The sequence below is a fragment of the Lacisediminihabitans profunda genome, assembly GCF_008040105.1.
GTDB classification, from domain to species: Bacteria; Actinomycetota; Actinomycetes; order Actinomycetales; family Microbacteriaceae; genus Lacisediminihabitans; species Lacisediminihabitans profunda.
Window position 1 is genome coordinate 157,354 of sequence record NZ_VRMG01000015.1, and the last position, 16,028, is coordinate 173,381.

18 protein-coding genes and 1 pseudogene are annotated in these 16,028 nt (G+C 64.0%); 11 read left to right on the plus strand and 8 right to left on the minus strand.

The window, feature by feature from the left end:
- The first annotated feature begins 23 nt into the window (after positions 1-23).
- A complete protein-coding gene (locus FVP33_RS17935) occupies positions 24-902 on the plus strand; it encodes an aldo/keto reductase (protein WP_147785060.1) in 879 nt (292 codons plus the stop codon).
- Between the two features lie 98 nt (positions 903-1,000).
- On the opposite strand, the gene FVP33_RS17940 is transcribed toward FVP33_RS17935, so the two are convergent.
- On the minus strand, positions 1,001-1,249 hold the full coding sequence (locus FVP33_RS17940; RefSeq protein ID WP_147785061.1) for a hypothetical protein: 249 nt from the start codon (positions 1,247-1,249) through the stop codon (positions 1,001-1,003).
- A 120-nt stretch (positions 1,250-1,369) separates the two neighbouring features.
- On the opposite strand from FVP33_RS17940, the gene FVP33_RS17945 reads away from it, so the two are divergent.
- A complete protein-coding gene (locus tag FVP33_RS17945) occupies positions 1,370-2,047 on the plus strand; it encodes an SDR family NAD(P)-dependent oxidoreductase (RefSeq protein ID WP_147785062.1) in 678 nt (225 codons plus the stop codon).
- A 101-nt stretch (positions 2,048-2,148) separates the two neighbouring features.
- Here FVP33_RS17945 and FVP33_RS17950 read toward each other — a convergent pair whose 3' ends face one another.
- Positions 2,149-2,958, minus strand: coding sequence for a sugar phosphate isomerase/epimerase family protein (locus tag FVP33_RS17950; protein ID WP_147785063.1), 810 nt, complete (start codon positions 2,956-2,958; stop codon positions 2,149-2,151).
- A 116-nt stretch (positions 2,959-3,074) separates the two neighbouring features.
- Between FVP33_RS17950 and FVP33_RS17955 the strand changes: the two genes are divergently transcribed.
- A complete protein-coding gene (locus tag FVP33_RS17955) occupies positions 3,075-4,151 on the plus strand; it encodes a maleylacetate reductase (protein ID WP_147785064.1) in 1,077 nt (358 codons plus the stop codon).
- Positions 4,148-5,050: a dioxygenase family protein gene (locus FVP33_RS17960; protein WP_147785065.1), complete on the plus strand. Its 903-nt coding sequence runs from the start codon at positions 4,148-4,150 to the stop codon at positions 5,048-5,050. Before FVP33_RS17955 ends, FVP33_RS17960 begins: the two co-directional genes overlap by 4 nt.
- A 51-nt stretch (positions 5,051-5,101) precedes the next feature.
- Here FVP33_RS17960 and FVP33_RS17965 read toward each other — a convergent pair whose 3' ends face one another.
- Entirely contained in the window at positions 5,102-5,770 is a 669-nt protein-coding gene (locus tag FVP33_RS17965) for a nuclear transport factor 2 family protein (RefSeq protein ID WP_147785066.1), read from the minus strand.
- Between the two features lie 169 nt (positions 5,771-5,939).
- On the opposite strand from FVP33_RS17965, the gene FVP33_RS17970 reads away from it, so the two are divergent.
- A complete protein-coding gene (locus tag FVP33_RS17970) occupies positions 5,940-6,746 on the plus strand; it encodes an IclR family transcriptional regulator (protein ID WP_147785067.1) in 807 nt (268 codons plus the stop codon).
- A gap of 191 nt (positions 6,747-6,937) precedes the next feature.
- Here the strand turns inward: FVP33_RS17970 and FVP33_RS17975 are convergent, their stop codons facing one another.
- From FVP33_RS17975 to FVP33_RS17985, 3 genes are read right to left on the minus strand one after another with little or no spacing between them, the layout of a single operon-like run.
- On the minus strand, positions 6,938-7,291 hold the full coding sequence (locus tag FVP33_RS17975) for a hypothetical protein (protein ID WP_147785068.1): 354 nt from the start codon (positions 7,289-7,291) through the stop codon (positions 6,938-6,940).
- On the minus strand, positions 7,266-7,952 hold the full coding sequence (locus tag FVP33_RS17980; RefSeq protein WP_147785069.1) for an SDR family oxidoreductase: 687 nt from the start codon (positions 7,950-7,952) through the stop codon (positions 7,266-7,268). The genes FVP33_RS17975 and FVP33_RS17980 overlap by 26 nt, the downstream gene beginning before the upstream one ends.
- Positions 7,952-8,809 carry an alpha/beta fold hydrolase gene (locus tag FVP33_RS17985; protein WP_147785070.1) on the minus strand — a complete coding sequence of 286 codons (858 nt, stop codon included), beginning with the start codon at positions 8,807-8,809 and terminating at the stop codon, positions 7,952-7,954. The genes FVP33_RS17980 and FVP33_RS17985 overlap by 1 nt, the downstream gene beginning before the upstream one ends.
- 175 nt (positions 8,810-8,984) lie before the next feature.
- Here FVP33_RS17985 and FVP33_RS17990 point away from each other — a divergent pair, with 175 nt between their 5' ends.
- Positions 8,985-9,785 (plus strand): sugar phosphate isomerase/epimerase family protein, encoded by an 801-nt coding sequence (locus FVP33_RS17990; protein ID WP_147785071.1) that lies wholly within the window; start codon positions 8,985-8,987, stop codon positions 9,783-9,785.
- Between the two features lie 448 nt (positions 9,786-10,233).
- Here FVP33_RS17990 and FVP33_RS20035 read toward each other — a convergent pair whose 3' ends face one another.
- The gene (locus FVP33_RS20035) at positions 10,234-10,566 is read right to left on the minus strand and encodes a hypothetical protein (protein ID WP_246142408.1); all 333 of its coding nucleotides are present in this window, start codon (positions 10,564-10,566) and stop codon (positions 10,234-10,236) included.
- On the opposite strand from FVP33_RS20035, the gene FVP33_RS17995 reads away from it, so the two are divergent.
- The 5 genes and pseudogenes from FVP33_RS17995 (at position 10,553) to FVP33_RS18010 (ending at position 15,533) form a co-directional block, all read left to right on the plus strand.
- Positions 10,553-11,422 carry a sugar ABC transporter substrate-binding protein gene (locus tag FVP33_RS17995; RefSeq protein WP_246142409.1) on the plus strand — a complete coding sequence of 290 codons (870 nt, stop codon included), beginning with the start codon at positions 10,553-10,555 and terminating at the stop codon, positions 11,420-11,422. The genes FVP33_RS20035 and FVP33_RS17995 overlap by 14 nt on opposite strands.
- Positions 11,423-11,427: 5 nt before the next feature.
- Positions 11,428-13,008: a sugar ABC transporter ATP-binding protein gene (locus FVP33_RS18000; RefSeq protein WP_187270798.1), complete on the plus strand. Its 1,581-nt coding sequence runs from the start codon at positions 11,428-11,430 to the stop codon at positions 13,006-13,008.
- A complete protein-coding gene (locus FVP33_RS18005; RefSeq protein ID WP_147785074.1) occupies positions 13,008-14,027 on the plus strand; it encodes an ABC transporter permease in 1,020 nt (339 codons plus the stop codon). The genes FVP33_RS18000 and FVP33_RS18005 overlap by 1 nt, the downstream gene beginning before the upstream one ends.
- A 115-nt stretch (positions 14,028-14,142) precedes the next feature.
- A pseudogene (locus FVP33_RS19810) lies at positions 14,143-14,362 on the plus strand (IS3 family transposase); the annotation flags it as partial.
- Positions 14,363-14,804: 442 nt separating this feature from the next.
- The gene (locus FVP33_RS18010) at positions 14,805-15,533 is read left to right on the plus strand and encodes an alpha/beta hydrolase (RefSeq protein ID WP_147785075.1); all 729 of its coding nucleotides are present in this window, start codon (positions 14,805-14,807) and stop codon (positions 15,531-15,533) included.
- 134 nt (positions 15,534-15,667) lie between these two features.
- Here the strand turns inward: FVP33_RS18010 and FVP33_RS18015 are convergent, their stop codons facing one another.
- Positions 15,668-15,976: a hypothetical protein gene (locus tag FVP33_RS18015; RefSeq protein WP_147785076.1), complete on the minus strand. Its 309-nt coding sequence runs from the start codon at positions 15,974-15,976 to the stop codon at positions 15,668-15,670.
- Between the last annotated feature and the right edge of the window lie 52 nt (positions 15,977-16,028).

Sequence of the window (16,028 nt, forward strand, 5' to 3'; positions counted from 1 at the left end):
GCGGCACTGAAAGGACAACCGACATGGACACCTTCACCCTCAATAACGGCATCCGGATTCCCCAGCTCGGGTTCGGCGTCTTCCAAACGCCGCCAGACGAGACCCGGGACGCCGTGGGCGCCGCACTCGCCGCCGGGTACCGGCACATCGACACCGCGGCGGCGTACGGCAACGAACGCCAGGTCGGCGAAGCGATCGCGGAATCCGGCATCGACCGGGCCGAGGTGTTCATCGAGACGAAGGTGTGGATCAGCGACTACGGCTACGCCGAGACGCTGCACGCGTTCGACAAGAGCGCACGCAAACTCGGTGTCGAGCAGATCGACCTTCTGATTCTCCACCAGGTCCTCCCCAGCGAATTCGACAAGACCCGCGAGGCCTACCGTGCCCTCGAAACCCTCCTCGCCGAGGGAAAGGTCCGCGCGATCGGGGTGAGCAATTTCATGGTCGACCACCTGGACCAGCTCATGGAGACCGCCACCGTCATCCCGGCCGTCAACCAGATCGAACTCCACCCCTACTTCCAGCAACCGAACGTGCAGGCCGCAGACGCCGAGCGCGGCATCCTCACCCAGGCATGGTCCCCGATCGGCGGAATCACCTTCTACCGGGACAGCGGCCACGGCAACACGCTCGACGACCCGACCATTGGTGAGATCGCAGCAAAGCACAAGAAGTCGCCGGCCCAAGTCATGCTCCGCTGGCACATCCAGGAAGGCCGCTCGGTCATCCCCAAGTCGACGAAGCCGGCACGCATCGCCGAGAACATCGACGTGTTCGACTTCGAACTGTCTCCGGAGGAACGTTCCGCGATAGACGCCTTAGACACCGGACACCGAGGCGGCCCCGAGCCCGAGGCGATAACGCTCGAAGCCTTCGGCCGCTCGATTCCCGAGGACTGAACCCGCTTCGCGGCCGGCACTTCCCGGCGGAGCCCTGCTGCCGCAACTTCCCGTTCAGCGCAACCGACCTTTGACGACGGGCCTCGATCGGAGCCGGTCTAGTACCCGAGCGCGAGCTTGGCTTCGGAGTGCTGCCTCGCGATCTGCGGCGCGAGTTGCATCGCCGGAAGTTCGGCTAATTCACTGGGCCACTCCGGGAATGCGCCCAGGGCAGCCGCAGCGGCCTGCATTCCTGCGCCTCGTCTGACGTACCCATCGATAGCAGGCACACCCACTGGCATGTCGACCATCTCGCGCAGGACAGTCTGGACTGCGACGTTCTGGGCGGCGCCTCCGATGAGGAGCACCCGTCGAACCTCGACCTCGCATCACCTCGCCGAGCGCTGGCTGTAGCAGCCATCGACGGCCGTCGGTCCTTTCGAGACTCCTCCGGTTGTGGCGGCAATCAGCATCTGTAGCGTAGGGGCATGGACCTTCAGCTTCGCGATCGTGTCGTCCTCGTTGTCGGGGGAACTGGATTCATTGGCTCTGCGATCGTTAGTCGCGCACGTGAGGAGGGCGCGACTGTGGTCGTCGCTTCGCGCCATGGTACTGAGGGAATCATGATGGATGCTCGGGACGAGAAATCTGTTGCAGCAGCTGTCGAACGAACGCTCAAGGACTACGGCCGCTTGGACGCGGCAGTAATCACTGCCGCGCCGAGCGCCCAGACATTGGATCCCACGCGTAACGGCGATCCTGCCCAAGTCGCTGAAGCATTTGATGCCAAAGCGATGGCGTTCCTTCGAGTAGCAAAGGCCGTCGTGCCGGTGATGCGCAAGGCAAACTACGGTCGCATCGTGGGCATCAGCGGGCAAAATGCCTTCGTTACTGGAAATATCGCCGGATCAGTCCGGAACGCCGCGCTGATCATTGCCGCAAAGAACCTGGCAGATGAACTAGCGGAGACTGGCATCGATGTGATGACCGTCAACCCGGGAACAGTTGCGGAAGACCCATCTGCGTTAGTTGAGAATGGCAAAGGTGGCGAGTCGTCACCGACGCAGATCGCCGACCTTGTTGCGTTTCTCATTTCCCCAATTGCGTCTATGTCGGGTGAATCGATCGCAGTGGGACACAGAGTGCGTGGCTTCATTAGCCTCTAAGAGGCTCCCGCATCGGCTAGCGAACTCATCAGGGCCGTCACAATGCACACCCCTGAGACGCTAATTAGCGAACGACCGCCCGAGATTGCGGACCGTGTCGCTCAAGCCCCGAGAGCCTCGCGAAGCAGCCTCTTGGTGCTGACCATTGCCTCGTCCGCCACGATCGCAAGCGGAAGCGTTTCGAGCGCGTTGGAGATTGGTTCGAGCGAGAACGGAAGGGGTGATGCCGCCGCGGCGTGCAGCGCGCGGAGGAATCCGAGCGAATCCAGAGTCCCACGCCCCGGATACGTGCGCTGATAGCGCGCCTCTTCCTTGTGATTCGATCCGCGATCGACTACATCGGAAAGCTGCACGACCGCGACTCGGCTCAAGGCCTCAGCGGTGAGCGCATCGAACGATGTGCCGGCTCGGAAGAAGTGCAGGATATCAAGCACGATCGAAGCATTTGGTGCTCCTACTGAATGTACGAGGTCGAGTGAAGCGGCGAAGCTGGGAATCGCGTTGTATGGCATGAACTCGAACGCGATCGGCAGGTGCGGGAGCCGCTCGCATACGCTGGCGAAGGTATCCCGGACCATTGAGTGCTCTACGTTCCACGCGGCGACGTGGACTCGGTCGGGTTCGAGGGCGAGCGCCAGGTCCTCGACAAGGGAATTGATGTGCCGCACGTGGCTGTCGTCGCCGAGCCGGATGAGCTCGAGCTCCCCGATGCTCAGTCCCGCATCCGAGAGACGGAGCCGGAGCTCGTCGAGCGAGATCCCGCGCTCGAGCGCGGCGACACACTGCCCGACTGTAACCCCAATGCGGTCAAAGCCCGCCGCCCTGGCCGCACTGACGACGTTCGGAAAGCTGCGGTCACGGAACGTAATGGCGCCAAGCGTGAGGGAGCCAACGAGGTCAAAAACGGTCATGGGGCTACTCTGGCTAGTCGCTCGTCCGCGCACCCACCGAGTTCTCGCCGGGCGAGAACAGCGGCGGCGTCGATAACAGTCCGGTGCGCAGACTAGGGGCTGGGAGAGGAACTGACATGGAACGGTTCGCACACAACACGCTTGCACAGCGCGTCGTCGTCGGGACGGGAACGATTGTCGGCGATCTCCTCGATGAAGTGGCCCGACTGTCTCTCGGTAGGGTGCTGCTGATCGGCGAGAACCGCCCGGACGGGCCGGCCGCCGAGATCGATGCGGCTCTGCATCCGGTCGCGTGGCTCACGTCCATCGAGCAGCACGTACCCGCGGACCTCGCCACGCGAGCCCGCGAGACGGCGACCGAGTCGGCCGCCGATGGAATCGTCGCGGTCGGCGGAGGGTCATCCATCGGGCTCGCCAAGATCATTGCTCTGTCTCACGGCATCCCAATCATCGCGGTGCCGACCACCTTCGCCGGCTCCGAGGCTACGGATGTCTGGGGCATCACTGAGGACGGCCACAAAAAGACGGGGCACGATCTTCGCGTGCTCCCCCGCACCGTCGTGTACGACACCACACTCACCGCGACTCTGCCCGCGTTCATGATCGCGGCCTCGGGGATGAACTCGGTCGCGCATGCGATCGACACTCTGTGGGCACCGTCCGCCGATCCGATCAACGGTGCTCTCGCCCTCGAAGCGCTCCGAGCGCTCAACACCGGACTCCGCGCAATTGTTGCGGGCGACGCCGCTGACGCGGATCGCATGGAGGCCACGACGGGCACGTATCTTGCGGGTGCCGCGTTCGCCTCCGCCGGCTCCGGACTTCACCACAAGATCTGCCACGTGCTTGGCGGCACCTTCGGTTACCCCCACGCTCCCACCCACGCAGTTGTGCTGCCCTACGTGCTGGCGCTCAATGGTCCACTCGTGCCCGACACGACGCGTCGGATCGCCGACGTGCTCGGCACGGGCACCGCTCTCGGCGGCCTGATCGCGCTCGGCGCGGCACTGGACGCCCCCCGCGCGCTGCGCGACATCGGACCCGTCTTCGATCACGCGGCGGCAGCGGACATTATCCTCGGCGAAGCTCCGCCCTCGAACCCGCGTCGACTGACGCGCGACCTGCTCATCGAACTCCTCGATCTCGCGTGGCAGGGCGGCGACGCGGAAGAACTCGAAAGGAACGCACGATGAACACCGCTTCCGGGGGTTCGGCCCCCGACCTCCAGACACGATCGGAACTCGAGCTCATCGACGAGGTCGTCCGCTCCTTTGATGGCACATCGAATGCCCGACTGCGGCAGATCCTGCAGGCGGTCGTGCGGCACTCCCACGCCCTCGTTCGCGAGGTGCGGCTCACCGAGAAGGAGTGGGACGCAGCGATCACGTTTCTCACCGAGGTCGGGCACATCACCGACGACCGGCGCCAAGAGTTCGTCCTGCTTTCCGACGTGCTGGGCGTGTCGATGCAGACGATAGCCGTGAACAACGAACGTCAGGGTGACGTGACGGAGGCGACGGTGTTCGGCCCGTTCTTCGCCGACGATGCGCCGCGTATCGAGAATGGCGGGGACATCGCTTTCGGCGCCGCGGGCGAGCCCAGCTGGGTGCACGGTTCGGTACGCGATCTCGACGGCGAACCTATCGTCGGTGCTCGCATCGAAGTGTGGGAGGCCGACGAGAACGGGCTGTACGACGTGCAGTACTCCGACGAACGCACCGCTGGCCGCGCCTGGCTCACCTCGGATGAGAAGGGTGACTATCGGTTCTGGGGTCTCACGCCGACGCCGTATCCGATTCCCCACGACGGCCCGGTCGGCCGACTTCTCGAGGCGGCGGGGCGCTCACCGGTACGAGCCCCGCACCTGCACTTCATGGTCTCCGCGCCGGGCAAGCGCGCTCTGATCACGCACATCTTCGTTGCGGGCAGTGACTACCTGGAGAGGGACAGCGTCTTCGGCGTCAAGGATTCGCTGATCAAGGACTTCGTCCGGCACGCCGTCACCGAGCCGACCCCCGATGGTCGGCTCATCACTACTACGACCTGGACCTCGGTGCTATTCGACATCGTGCTGGCCGACGAGCTCGACTGACGCGCGAGAACCGGCGAGTCGCCAGGCGAACCGCCGGTTCTCGCTGGGCGATCAGTGCAGGGGGATGCCCGCCGAAGGCGCACCACCGAGCCACGCGGCACCCGCGCGGTAGAGCTCGTCGACGGCGTCTCCCACGAGGCCGGGCAGGTGGTTCTTGACAGTGAATCCCTGCTTGACCTGGAGGTATCCCAGATGGCGGTAGCCCGTCGGCAAAGAGTCCAGTAAATCGGGATCGAGCGCGAGCGTCGCCGAGGGGTCAATAACAAACAACTGGTCCTTCTCGTAGATGGGTTGGCGGCGAACGATGCGCCACTGCCCCGCGCGGCACTCGAAGAAATCGTAGAACCGGCCCGTGCACAGCACGTCTACACCGACCCCGTCGATCTCCGCACGCTGGCTGATCGTCATCTTGGTCTGGGCGATGGCCCGATCCCCGACGACATCGATCGAGCATCCACCGAGGAAGTGCAGGATGCGCACCCCGGCCTCGAAGCCCTCGCGGCTGACGCGGATGAACTCGGTGTACGCGCCCTGAAACCAGGTCGCGGTCATGTATCCGTCGTCGTGCCAAACCGTCGCGAAGCGTTCCCAGTCGCCGGCATCCCGCCACACCGCCCAGCTTTCTACGGTGTCGCGGATCTCGCGACGAGCACGCGCTACCTCGGCGGCGTCGCGTCGGTTGCCGCTGGCGGTGTCGGCAGAAACGTCGTTCGTTAACATGGCGATTTTACCTTTCGTGCGCGTTGCTTTGACCGGTACTGCGCGCCTGCAGCTTGGCCGCAGAGTCCCGCGTTCGGGTCCCCAAGTTTTCGCCCAGCGGTATTTGAATGGAAACGCTATAAGCTACGAGCGGCGCAGCAGGGCGCTGCAGACGACGACCGGAGGCACCATGAGCGGGAATTCGGCAGAGCCGGGTCGCACGACCACGAGCCGGGTGCTGGCTATTCTGGGGGCGTTCTCCCCGGCAGCGCGATCACTGTCCCTCTCCGAACTCTCGCAGAACAGCGGGCTGCCCATACCAACGGCCCACCGCCTCACGACGGAACTCGTGACTTGGGGAGCCCTCGAGAAAACTGAGACGGGCCGCTACCGCATCGGAATGCGAATTTGGGAGATCGGGTCTCTAGCACCGACCCAGCAAGGCCTGCGCACGGTCGCCCTTCCGTACATGCAGGATCTCTACGAGGCGACTCACGAGAATGTGCAGCTCGCCGTGAGAGAGGGAAACCGGGTGGTCTACGTCGACGCGATTTCGGGTCATCGCTCGGTGGGGACTGAAACTCGGGTCGGCGGAAACCTCCCGCTTCACGTCACCGCTGTCGGCAAGATCGTGCTCGCTTACTCCGAACCCCAGTTGTTGAGCAGTACGCTCGCCGCCGGACTTACCTCGTATACCCGGTTCACCATCACAGAGTCTCACCTGCTCGCTGAGGCTATCCAGCAGATACGGGCCGAGCAACTCGCCTACTCTCGGGAAGAACTCACTTTCGGGGTGTGCGCCGTCGCGGCTCCCGTGCTCGCGAACGACGGCAGTCTCATCGCCGCTCTGGCGATCGTCGGCAGGTCATCGATGAATATCACCGCCCTCGCACCGGCGCTACGTACGGCAGCGCTCGGCATCGGACGACGCATGACAGCGCTGCCCGCCGCGTGGCGCCGGTCGCCGACGACGCAGCTCGCGGCACAGTTCGACTGATCTCTTCTCGCCCAGCGAAAACCGCTGTCTTGCCCATGTCGTCGGGCGCCTAACGTGCGGATGTCGTCGTGTTGCTGCGAAGCCACGTTTACGCGCTCATCCAGCAAGCCAAACCGCACGGCGAACAGCGAGCAACGGTGGAGAGCATCCAGAGCCTCGCCATCGCGCCGGAATCCCCTCCCGCGCGCTGATCAAGCAGGCCGCTTTGACCACCGCGACCAGAAGCTGAGGAGTGCTTTCGCGAGTTCGAGCGGGCGCTCCTCCGGCGCGTAGTGGCCGCATTCCAGGATCACGCCGCGGATGTCGTGGGCACGCAGCCTAAGCCTGTCGTACAACAGGCCGCGGACGCCAGCGCTCGCGTCGACCGTCAGCAACGGCACCAGGATGCGGCGCTCTCCTCGGCGAGTAGCGACCCCGCGACCCGTGTCGCTGAAGTTCTCGCGGTAGTACTCGAGTCCAGCGCGGCAGCTGGACCGCTGGAGTCCACGCTGCTTCTGTCTCTCGGGTGCTCCGGACGCGTTACGGCCAGTCGTGAACCGTGACATCGGTGACGTACAACTCGCGGATGACGACGGAACTGGGCTGCTCCAGGCAGAACATGACGGTGTCGGCGACGTTCCCGGGAGCCATCCTGTCCATCGACGGTGTGAATCGTTCTGGGCGTCCGTCGAAGAAGTTGGTGTCCATGGTGCCAGGGTTGACAAGCGAAATCGGTATCACGCCGTTGAGCTCGAGCGAGAGGGCGTGGAACATCGCACGGAACGCGTGCTTCGAAACCCCATATGCCGACATCCCCGGCGTGATGCGCCGCCCGGCGGTGGAGCCGATGCCGACGAGCCGGCCCTTCGCCGCCTTCAACGCCGAGATGCCCGCTCTGGCGACGGCCGCGTTGCCGAGCAGGTTCACCGCGATGGGCTTACTCCAGGTTTCGATGTCCTGCTCCTCGAACATGCCCGGGATATTGATTCCGGCGCACAGTACGAGCGCGTCGATCGCGCGACCATCCCCAATCGCTTCCTCACCGGCCGCGAAGGCCGCGGCTGTATCCGAGAGGTCGGCCAGTACGGTGGGAGCCTTTTCGCTTGGATTGCGATCGATGACCGTCACCTCCCATCCCTTGAATAAGGCACGGGTCACGACCTCTGCGCCGAGGCCGCTCGAGCCTCCCGTGATTACGAGTCGGCGGGAGGGGGTGTCAATCGGCATCAGGCTTCCAAGAACGGAAGCAGTACGTCCAGCAGTTCACTCGGGCGCTCCTCGGCAACCCAGTGACCACAGTCACGGATGGAATGAGCAGTGACGTCCTCCGCGAACTCCGACAGCACAGCCCCGATCCGATCGCCCCAGCGTCGGTCGCCGCCAACCCCGAGCACCGGAATGCGCAGCGGGTCGAGCGCGAACCGTCGGTTGTCGATCACATCCTGCGGCAGCGCACGATACCAGCCGAGGGTTCCGCGGGTCGCGCCGGGCTGGGCCAACGCCGCGGCCCACATCGCTAAGTCATCGGCGGTCATCGCCCCCTGGTTGTACATCCGCTCCCGGATCATTGTCTCGACGTACGCGGTCTCCCGGCCGGCGATGAGCAACTCCGGCAGGTCTGGCTCCTGATGGAAGCTGAAGTGCCACATGGGTCGACTCAGCAACGCCGTCTCCCATTCGCGAGCGCCCGGCAGGAGAACGTCGATGACGGTGAGACGGTCCACGGACTCCCGGAAGCTCGCGGCCCACGCGTACGCGACCATCCCCCCGAAGTCATGTCCGACGACGGATACGGTGTCGAAGCCCAGCTCTCGCCGTAACGCGTCGAGCTCGCCCGCCATCGTCACCTTCTCGTAGCCCGTTGCGGGCTTAGTGGACTGCCCGGCACCCTTCAGATCGACGGCGATGACGGTGAAGCGCTCGGCGAGCGGGTCCATCACGTGGCGCCACCCCTGCCAGGTCTGCGGAAAACCGTGCAGAAGAAAGAGAGGACGACCCGATCCCCCGATGACCGAGTGCAGCTGCACCCCGTTCCCAACATCCGTCATGTGATGCTGGAAGTCGCCGCTGGAACCCGCGTCCATGTAAGCCTGCTCTCTATGTCTTCGCGACGGGCGGACTACCCGTCTCTCTTCGAAGGGTAGAACGCATGCGCCTCTGGACATCGATGGGGTTACCGCCGGGCGAGATGGTCCGTGCGGCCTCCGCTGGCTCCCGGCATAGCGTGCTCGAAGAACGCCGCTGAGAGGACAGGGAACCGTGAGCTATGAAGTGACTCTCTGCGCGATGAACCTGCTCCAGGTTGGATTCGACGAGCGCGTGCGCGTGGCATCGGCAGCCGGATTCGACTCTATCGGCCTCTCCCTCGCGCAATACCGACAGGCTCAGGACGACGGTTTCACGGATGCCGCGATGCGGGCTCTGCTCGCGGACACCGGGCTGCGCCTCGCCGAGATCGAGGGACCGTGGGATTGGCTGAGCGGCGACGCCTCGTCCCTCGAAGACACCGCAACGATCTTGCATGCAGCGCGCGCGCTTGGATGTTCCCACATCACCGCTGTGCAATTCGTGCCCGCCGATGTCGATCATCGGGTCCGTGCGCTAAGCCGACTATGCGATGCCGCAGCGGAGTTCGGCGCCCGAGTCGGGCTCGAATTCATGCCGTTCAGTAACGTCCCGACGCTCAGCGATGCCTGGGGCATCGTTCAGGCCACCGCTCGGGACAACTGCGGCTTGGTACTCGACAACTGGCACTTTCAGCGGACGAACGGGTGGGAGGAGCCCCTAGCCCTCATCCCCCATGAACGCCTCTATGCCATTCAGCTCTGCGATGCCGCGGCCGAGGCGGAACCGGATGCGCGCGAGGAGGCTCGTCACCGTCGACTGCTCCCGGGCGAGCAATCAGTCGCCATCCTCCGCCGCCTCGAGGACATCGGTTTCGCGGGTCGGCTGTCGACCGAGGTCTGGTCCGATGAACTCTTCCGCGCCGACCCGCGCGACGCCGCCGATCGTCTGTTCTCCGCCACGGTTACCGCGCTTCGCGCGGCGAACTGGCCCTGAGTGACGTCGAGACCAAATGCTGTCAGCTCACCGCGCTAATCGGAATGAGACTCTCCGGATCCGCGGATGCCTCGACGAGGCTCTCGAGCTGCGTTTCGAAAGTCACCGGCTGCAGGGTCTGGACGGTGCGGCAACGCTTCGTCCCATAGAACAAGACCGCGGATGAACGTTGCCAAAGCAAGATGGGACATCAGAATGCCCCAACGCTTCCTACCGCTGCGGGTGGCACCCGCCATAAGGTGTCGGGGATCCCGCGCGATGTGCGAGCCGCGTCGGTCGTCCACCCCGCCGATTCCCCATTCCGACACCGGCCTCACTGAACGCCACTGCCTTCGCTCCGATACCACCAATTCTATTTCGCCCGGCGGAACCTCGATCGATCAGTCCGATCCCGAGGCGCCTAGTGTCCCGAGGATGTGACGCCAGCCTGACGCTGTGTCACCACAAATCACGACAGACAAGGAACAACGATGTTCAGATCCAAGTCCATGCCTAAAGCCATTGGTGCACTGGCGTTGGTTGCGCTCTCGATGGTCGCACTTAGCGGCTGCGCTACCACCGCAGGGACCCCTGCCGCGAGCAAGCCAGCGGACAGCAAGAGCGCTGCGGAATTCACTGCGAAGATCGGTGCCGACATCACCGAGTTGTCCAAGCCGAATCTCGCACCGGCCCCCGCGTCCGGCCCGGCAGCCGTTTCGGGGAAGACGATCGCGGTCTTGCCCGTCACTTTGGCCGACGCGTCTGCGAAGCGCGCGTCCAATACCGTCGTGGAGGCGAGCACGGCGATAGGTTGGAAGGCCACGATCTACGACACTCACGTTTCCGCAACTGAGGCAAACGAGAAGCTGCTGCAGGCGGTCACCACAAAGGTCGATGGAATCGTCCTCGTCGGCCTCGACCCGCAGAACATCGGAAGTGGTCTGGCCGCTGCAAAGGCAGCTGGCATCCCGGTCTCGTGCATCGCCTGTTGGGGGCAAGACGATGCCGACACGAAGTCGAAGTTCCTCTCGGTCGCCCCGTCTGAGCAGGTCCTGACGGACTTGGGACGGGTGAGCGCCGAGTACGCCTATCAGTACACGAAGGGACATCCCAAGTTCCTGGCGATGAACGACACATCGCTGACCAACCTCAAGTTCCGCCAGAACGGCTTCGACAAGTTCGTCGCGGACTGCACGAGTGCCGGAGCGGACTGCCGAGTATTGGCGAACCAGAATTTCCAGTACGCCAACACATTCACGACTCTTCCGGCGCAGGCTGCGTCGCTCGCCCAGGCACATCCCGGCTTCAATGCATTTTGGGCCGGCTTCGACGTCGCGGCACCGCCGATCATCAGTGGGCTTACTCAAGCCGGACTGACCTCGAGTGGTTCCTTCCTCGTCGGCTCGCAGGGTGACGGGGCAAGCGAGAAGCTCATCGCCAGCGGCGGATACCAGAAGGCCACTGTGGCCATCTCCTGGGAGTGGGCGGCGTACGGGATCATCGACAACTTCAATCGCCAGTTCAGCAAGGGAAAGCCGATCGACGTCACGGTGCCGATCCGCCTCTTCGACAAGTCCAACATCGCAGAAGCGAAAGACGGCACATGGGACGGAGACGTGGACTTCCGCGCCGCCTTCAAGAAGATCTGGAACGGCTAGCCGCGATGAACAACGAGGCCCGTTCAGCACTGCAGGTGTCAGGTTTGAGTAAGACGTTCACTGGCGTCCGAGTGCTGGACGGCGTCTCTTTCGATGTGTTCCCCGGAGAGGTCCATGCGCTGCTCGGCCAAAACGGTAGCGGCAAGTCAACCCTCATCAAATGCCTTGCCGGGGTCTATCGGCCCGATCACGGTGCTGAGATCTCTATCGCGGGAAAGCCCACCCGGCCCGGATTCCCGCCGAGCGGAGCCCGGCAACTGGGCCTGGCCTTCGTTCACCAGGACCTCGGCCTCATCCCCGACATGACTGTCGCCGAAAATCTGGCGTTGGGAGTAGGTTTCACCACACGAGGCGGCCTCATCAGCTGGCGGAAGCAACGCTCACTCGCCGAGCAGGCGATCGATATCTTCGACCTCGCGGTGCGGCCGGATGAACTGATTCGCGATGTGCCCGTGACCATGCGCACGCTTCTCGCCATCGCCCGCGCTCTGCAGACGCGCACCGGCCCTAACTCCTCCGAGCTGGCTTGTCTGATACTCGACGAACCGACGGCTTCGCTGCCTGATAACGACGCGGACATCCTGTTCGCCGCTCTCGATCGGGTCAAGGCGCAGGGAGTAGGCATCGTGTACGTCTCCCACCGGCTCGATGAGATCTTCCGGATCGCTGACCGCGCGACCGTTCTGAGAAATGGGGTGAAGACGGGATCGTACGACATCGCCGCGCTCGATAAGCGCGCCCTGGTGGAGATCATCATCGGGCAGAAGCCGCCGACAACATCGTCATCGGCCGCGACATCTCGTCCCTCCTCGGCCGCCCTGCCCGATGTACTACGCGTCTCGAACGTCTCGGGAATCCGGATTAAGGATCTGTCTTTGACCGTTCGTGCCGGTGAGATCGTCGGCGTAGCAGGTCTCGGCGGCAGCGGACGCAGCGAGCTAGCTCGCCTGATCTTCGGAGCCCAGGAGCGGCGGTCGGGGACGGTTCAGGTCGCCGACACAACCCTCCCCGCCGGATCGGTGTCGGCCGCTGTCGAAGCCGGTGTCGGCCTCGTGCCGGAGGACCGGCGTCGGGACGGATGCGTCATGTCGATGACGGTGACCGAGAACATGACCCTAGTCCACCCGCCCACGCTCACGTCCGGATTCCTCGACCTACGGCGTGAGAAAAGGAAGGTCAGGGACTCCATCCTGGAGTTCGATATCCGTCCGACCGACCCGAATACGGTGATCGGCACCATGTCGGGAGGGAACCAGCAGAAAGTGGTGCTCGCCAAGTGGCTGGAGGTGAATCCGAAGCTGCTCATCCTCGACGAACCCGTGCAGGGCGTGGACATCGGAGCGAAAGCGGATATCTACCGCTCGCTCCGCTCGGCTTCAGAGCAAGGAACGGCACTACTCATGATCGACAGTGACTTCGACAACCTTGCCGAGTTATGCGATCGAGTACTCGTGATCAGAGATGGGCACGTCGCGGAGGAGTTGGTGGGCGCGCAGGTGACTTCGGCGGCCATGTCGCGAGCGACGTTCGGCATAGCCGATACACACAGCATGCTTACGACCGAATTCGATGAAGGAGACCGGTAATGACTCAGCACGTAACGGATAAGCCACAGGTAGCTTCCGGCCCGGCGCCGGCGGGCGCGGCGATCCAATCGAACCGAGCGATCGCCGTCTCGGCATCTCGATTCGGATTGCCGGTCCTGCTCATCATCCTCATCGTCATCTTCTCGGTTCTGGCTCCCCAGACCTTCGCGACAGTTACGAATTTGAGGACGGTCCTCAGTACACAATCCGTTCTCGCCGTGCTCGCGCTGGCGGCCATGATGACGTTGGTCATCGGCGAGTTCGACCTTTCGCTCGGTGCGCAGATGGGGCTTTCGGCGCTACTCTTCCCCGGCCTTGCCGCGAATGGGACGTTGCCTCTTCCCGTCGCACTGATTTGCGCGATTCTCGCCACGACGCTGGTAGGCCTGATCAACGGCATCCTGGTCGCGAAACTGAAGATCAACTCGTTCATCGCGACGATCGGGATGGCGGCGTTGCTCTCCGCCGCAGTTCTCGCATACTCGGGAGGCAACACCATTTATGCGGGCGTTCCGCCGTCGCTCCTCTCGATCGCGGCCTTTGCCCCATTGGGCATCCCCGGACCGATCATCTACGTAGCCGTTATCGCCCTGGTCGTGTGGTTGCTTCTGCAGCGCACACCGTTCGGTCGCTGGATGGCCGCTGTCGGCGGAAGCCGGGATGCGGCCAAGCTCTCGGGAATCAACACAGACCGGGTCACGGTTGTCACGTTCACGCTGGCGGGAGTCTTGTGCGGGATCTCCGGTGTACTGCTGGCAAGTCAACTCGGAAGCGGGAACCCGGCCGTCGGCCCCGGCCAGCTGCTGCCCGCCTTCGCCGCCGCGTTTCTCGGTGCGACCTCGTTCCGTGTGGGCCAATTCAATGTGTGGGGAACGATCTTCGCGGTCTTGACGATTGCGACGGGAGTCGCTGGATTGAACCTGCTGGGACTGCCCTCCTGGGTGGAGCCAGCGTTCAATGGGTTGGCCTTGATCGTCGCGGTGACCGCCACCCGTTACCTCCGTGGAAAGCCGTTGTAGACCGTCTCGTTGCCTGTGGCGGCTCGTCGAGCCACCACAGCGGGCCGCGGAGGGCGGGAGCATTCCGGGCGCCCTCAAACTGTAGACAAGAATCAAGATGGTCCTCGGCCTGGACCGGAAGATTTGGCGGTTGCTGAAGCGTGACGGCATCGACGTGGCCCGCTGCACCGTCGAGCGGCTGATGCGCCGGCAGGGGATGCCTGGGATCCGCCGCCTTCGTCGCCGACGTCTTCGGCCGCCGCATCGTCGGTTGGCGAACCACGACCGGAGAAGCCACCGCCGGGGTCGCGCACCACAGCGACGCGGGATCCCAGTACACCTCAATCCGACGCACCATTCCGCACCATCGACGAGCTCGAACTCGCGACCCTGTCCTGGGTGAAAACACCGCCCAGCCGCAACCGCGACAGGGAGAACCCGCCCTCCACCAACCCCGGGGCGATCCAGGACAGTACAACTAGCGACTCACGCCCACACGGTCACGGCCCTTCAGGCGGCGAACTGGCCCGCGTGAGTGCGAGCGTTACCGCGGTCGGCGCAACCGCCGTTTATCGGGATGAAATCCCGGCGGACACGCGGAGATCACGACGATGCACTCGAGAAGCGCTTCGAACGTTATCGAATCTCCGGGCCGCCCCTTGCGGCAGCATAAAGCCAGGGAACCGAGACAATCGAGCACGTTACCGCTGGGCAAGAAGACATGATGTGCGTGGCAACGACACCGGCCTAGGGTTTTGCCTGCGCGCCATAAGGACGTGGCCGCGGATGGAGAGAGAAATGCCGCAGACCTTCGTATTGATAAACGGCGCCTGGCACGGCGGTTGGGCGTGGCACGCGGTCGCGTCCGAACTTCGGACAGCAGGACATGAGGTGTACGCCCCGATCCTCCCCGGCCTGGGCGAACACGATGACCCGTCGACACTCACCCTTCAAGAGTGCGTCGACTTCGTCGCTGACTACATCACCAGCAAAGGCCTCTCAGAAGTGATCCTGGTTGGACATAGCTGGGGCGGCTTCCTCGTCTCGGGCGTGACCATGAAGCTCGGACGCGCGATCGCCCGCCGCGTCTATTTAAACGCCCACGTACCACTCACCGGCGAATCGCTCAACGACATCGTGCCGCCGGAATACGTGACACTATTCGACGAGCTCGCAGAGGCCTCCGGCAACAACTCGGTGAGCTTGCCTTATGAACTCTGGCAGGAGGCGCTCATGCAAGATGCCGGCGAGGAAGCGCAGCGAATCGCCCACGCGGGGCTATTGCCCCAGCCCTACCGCTACTTCACGGACAGCCTCGATCTCGATGGCCTCGAAGATAAGGGCGTCCCGGCCAGTTACGTCACGTCGCCAGATGACCTCGCTCTGCCGCCGGGTGAGTACGGCTGGACGCCCCGCTTCCCCGACCGCCTCCGGAACGTCAGGATCGTAGCCACGGTTGGCAGTCACGAGAGCCTCTTCACCCAGCCGGCAGCAGTCGCTGCTGCGCTACAAGAGGCCTCAGCCTAGTTGCCGAACCGATCGGCGGGAGCGCTCGATTGGCTCCCGCCGTTTCCCCTTATTTCCTTGGCTCCGGTCGCTGGCGTCTCGCAGAAATGAGGTTTGATGCGGCGAGGAGCCTACGTGCAACTCTGCCTCGACGGCTACGCCGTTGGCGATCCAGCGATACTTCCTGCTGCGCCTGACGCACATTGGCCCGGCTGCCCTTCCCCGACGAGCTCGACGACCTGGTCGTCGGCACCGGCCCTGCCGGGTGCGTTCTCCCAGGCGTTCTGAATGGCCATGACCATGCGGGCCAAGACCACCGGGCGAAAGAGAGCGTGTTCTGCCAGCCAAGGTGAACTAGGTGCCGAGTTCAACGTCAACCGGTCGACGAACGCGGACATGGTCGCGCGCTCAAACGCCGTGGCGTGATCGAGCGTGCTCGGCACGAGAGCGACGCCCGCCGCCACGTATCAAGTCTCACCAACTCAGACGATGGGGACGCTGCTCCGGCGCATCCTG

What these genes read in the sequence shown, in the direction of transcription:
- FVP33_RS17955 (WP_147785064.1), top strand. Translation starts at nt 3,075, where the DNA reads ATGGAACGGTTCGCACACAACACGCTTGCACAGCGCGTCGTCGTCGGG.
- FVP33_RS17950 (WP_147785063.1), bottom strand. Translation starts at nt 2,958, where the DNA reads ATGACCGTTTTTGACCTCGTTGGCTCCCTCACGCTTGGCGCCATTACG.
- FVP33_RS18005 (WP_147785074.1), top strand. Translation starts at nt 13,008, where the DNA reads ATGACTCAGCACGTAACGGATAAGCCACAGGTAGCTTCCGGCCCGGCG.
- FVP33_RS17970 (WP_147785067.1), top strand. Translation starts at nt 5,940, where the DNA reads ATGAGCGGGAATTCGGCAGAGCCGGGTCGCACGACCACGAGCCGGGTG.
- FVP33_RS17945 (WP_147785062.1), top strand. Translation starts at nt 1,370, where the DNA reads ATGGACCTTCAGCTTCGCGATCGTGTCGTCCTCGTTGTCGGGGGAACT.
- FVP33_RS17975 (WP_147785068.1), bottom strand. Translation starts at nt 7,291, where the DNA reads ATGTCACGGTTCACGACTGGCCGTAACGCGTCCGGAGCACCCGAGAGA.
- FVP33_RS18000 (WP_187270798.1), top strand. Translation starts at nt 11,428, where the DNA reads ATGAACAACGAGGCCCGTTCAGCACTGCAGGTGTCAGGTTTGAGTAAG.
- FVP33_RS17980 (WP_147785069.1), bottom strand. Translation starts at nt 7,952, where the DNA reads ATGCCGATTGACACCCCCTCCCGCCGACTCGTAATCACGGGAGGCTCG.
- FVP33_RS18010 (WP_147785075.1), top strand. Translation starts at nt 14,805, where the DNA reads ATGCCGCAGACCTTCGTATTGATAAACGGCGCCTGGCACGGCGGTTGG.
- FVP33_RS17965 (WP_147785066.1), bottom strand. Translation starts at nt 5,770, where the DNA reads ATGTTAACGAACGACGTTTCTGCCGACACCGCCAGCGGCAACCGACGC.
- FVP33_RS17960 (WP_147785065.1), top strand. Translation starts at nt 4,148, where the DNA reads ATGAACACCGCTTCCGGGGGTTCGGCCCCCGACCTCCAGACACGATCG.
- FVP33_RS17985 (WP_147785070.1), bottom strand. Translation starts at nt 8,809, where the DNA reads ATGGACGCGGGTTCCAGCGGCGACTTCCAGCATCACATGACGGATGTT.
- FVP33_RS17935 (WP_147785060.1), top strand. Translation starts at nt 24, where the DNA reads ATGGACACCTTCACCCTCAATAACGGCATCCGGATTCCCCAGCTCGGG.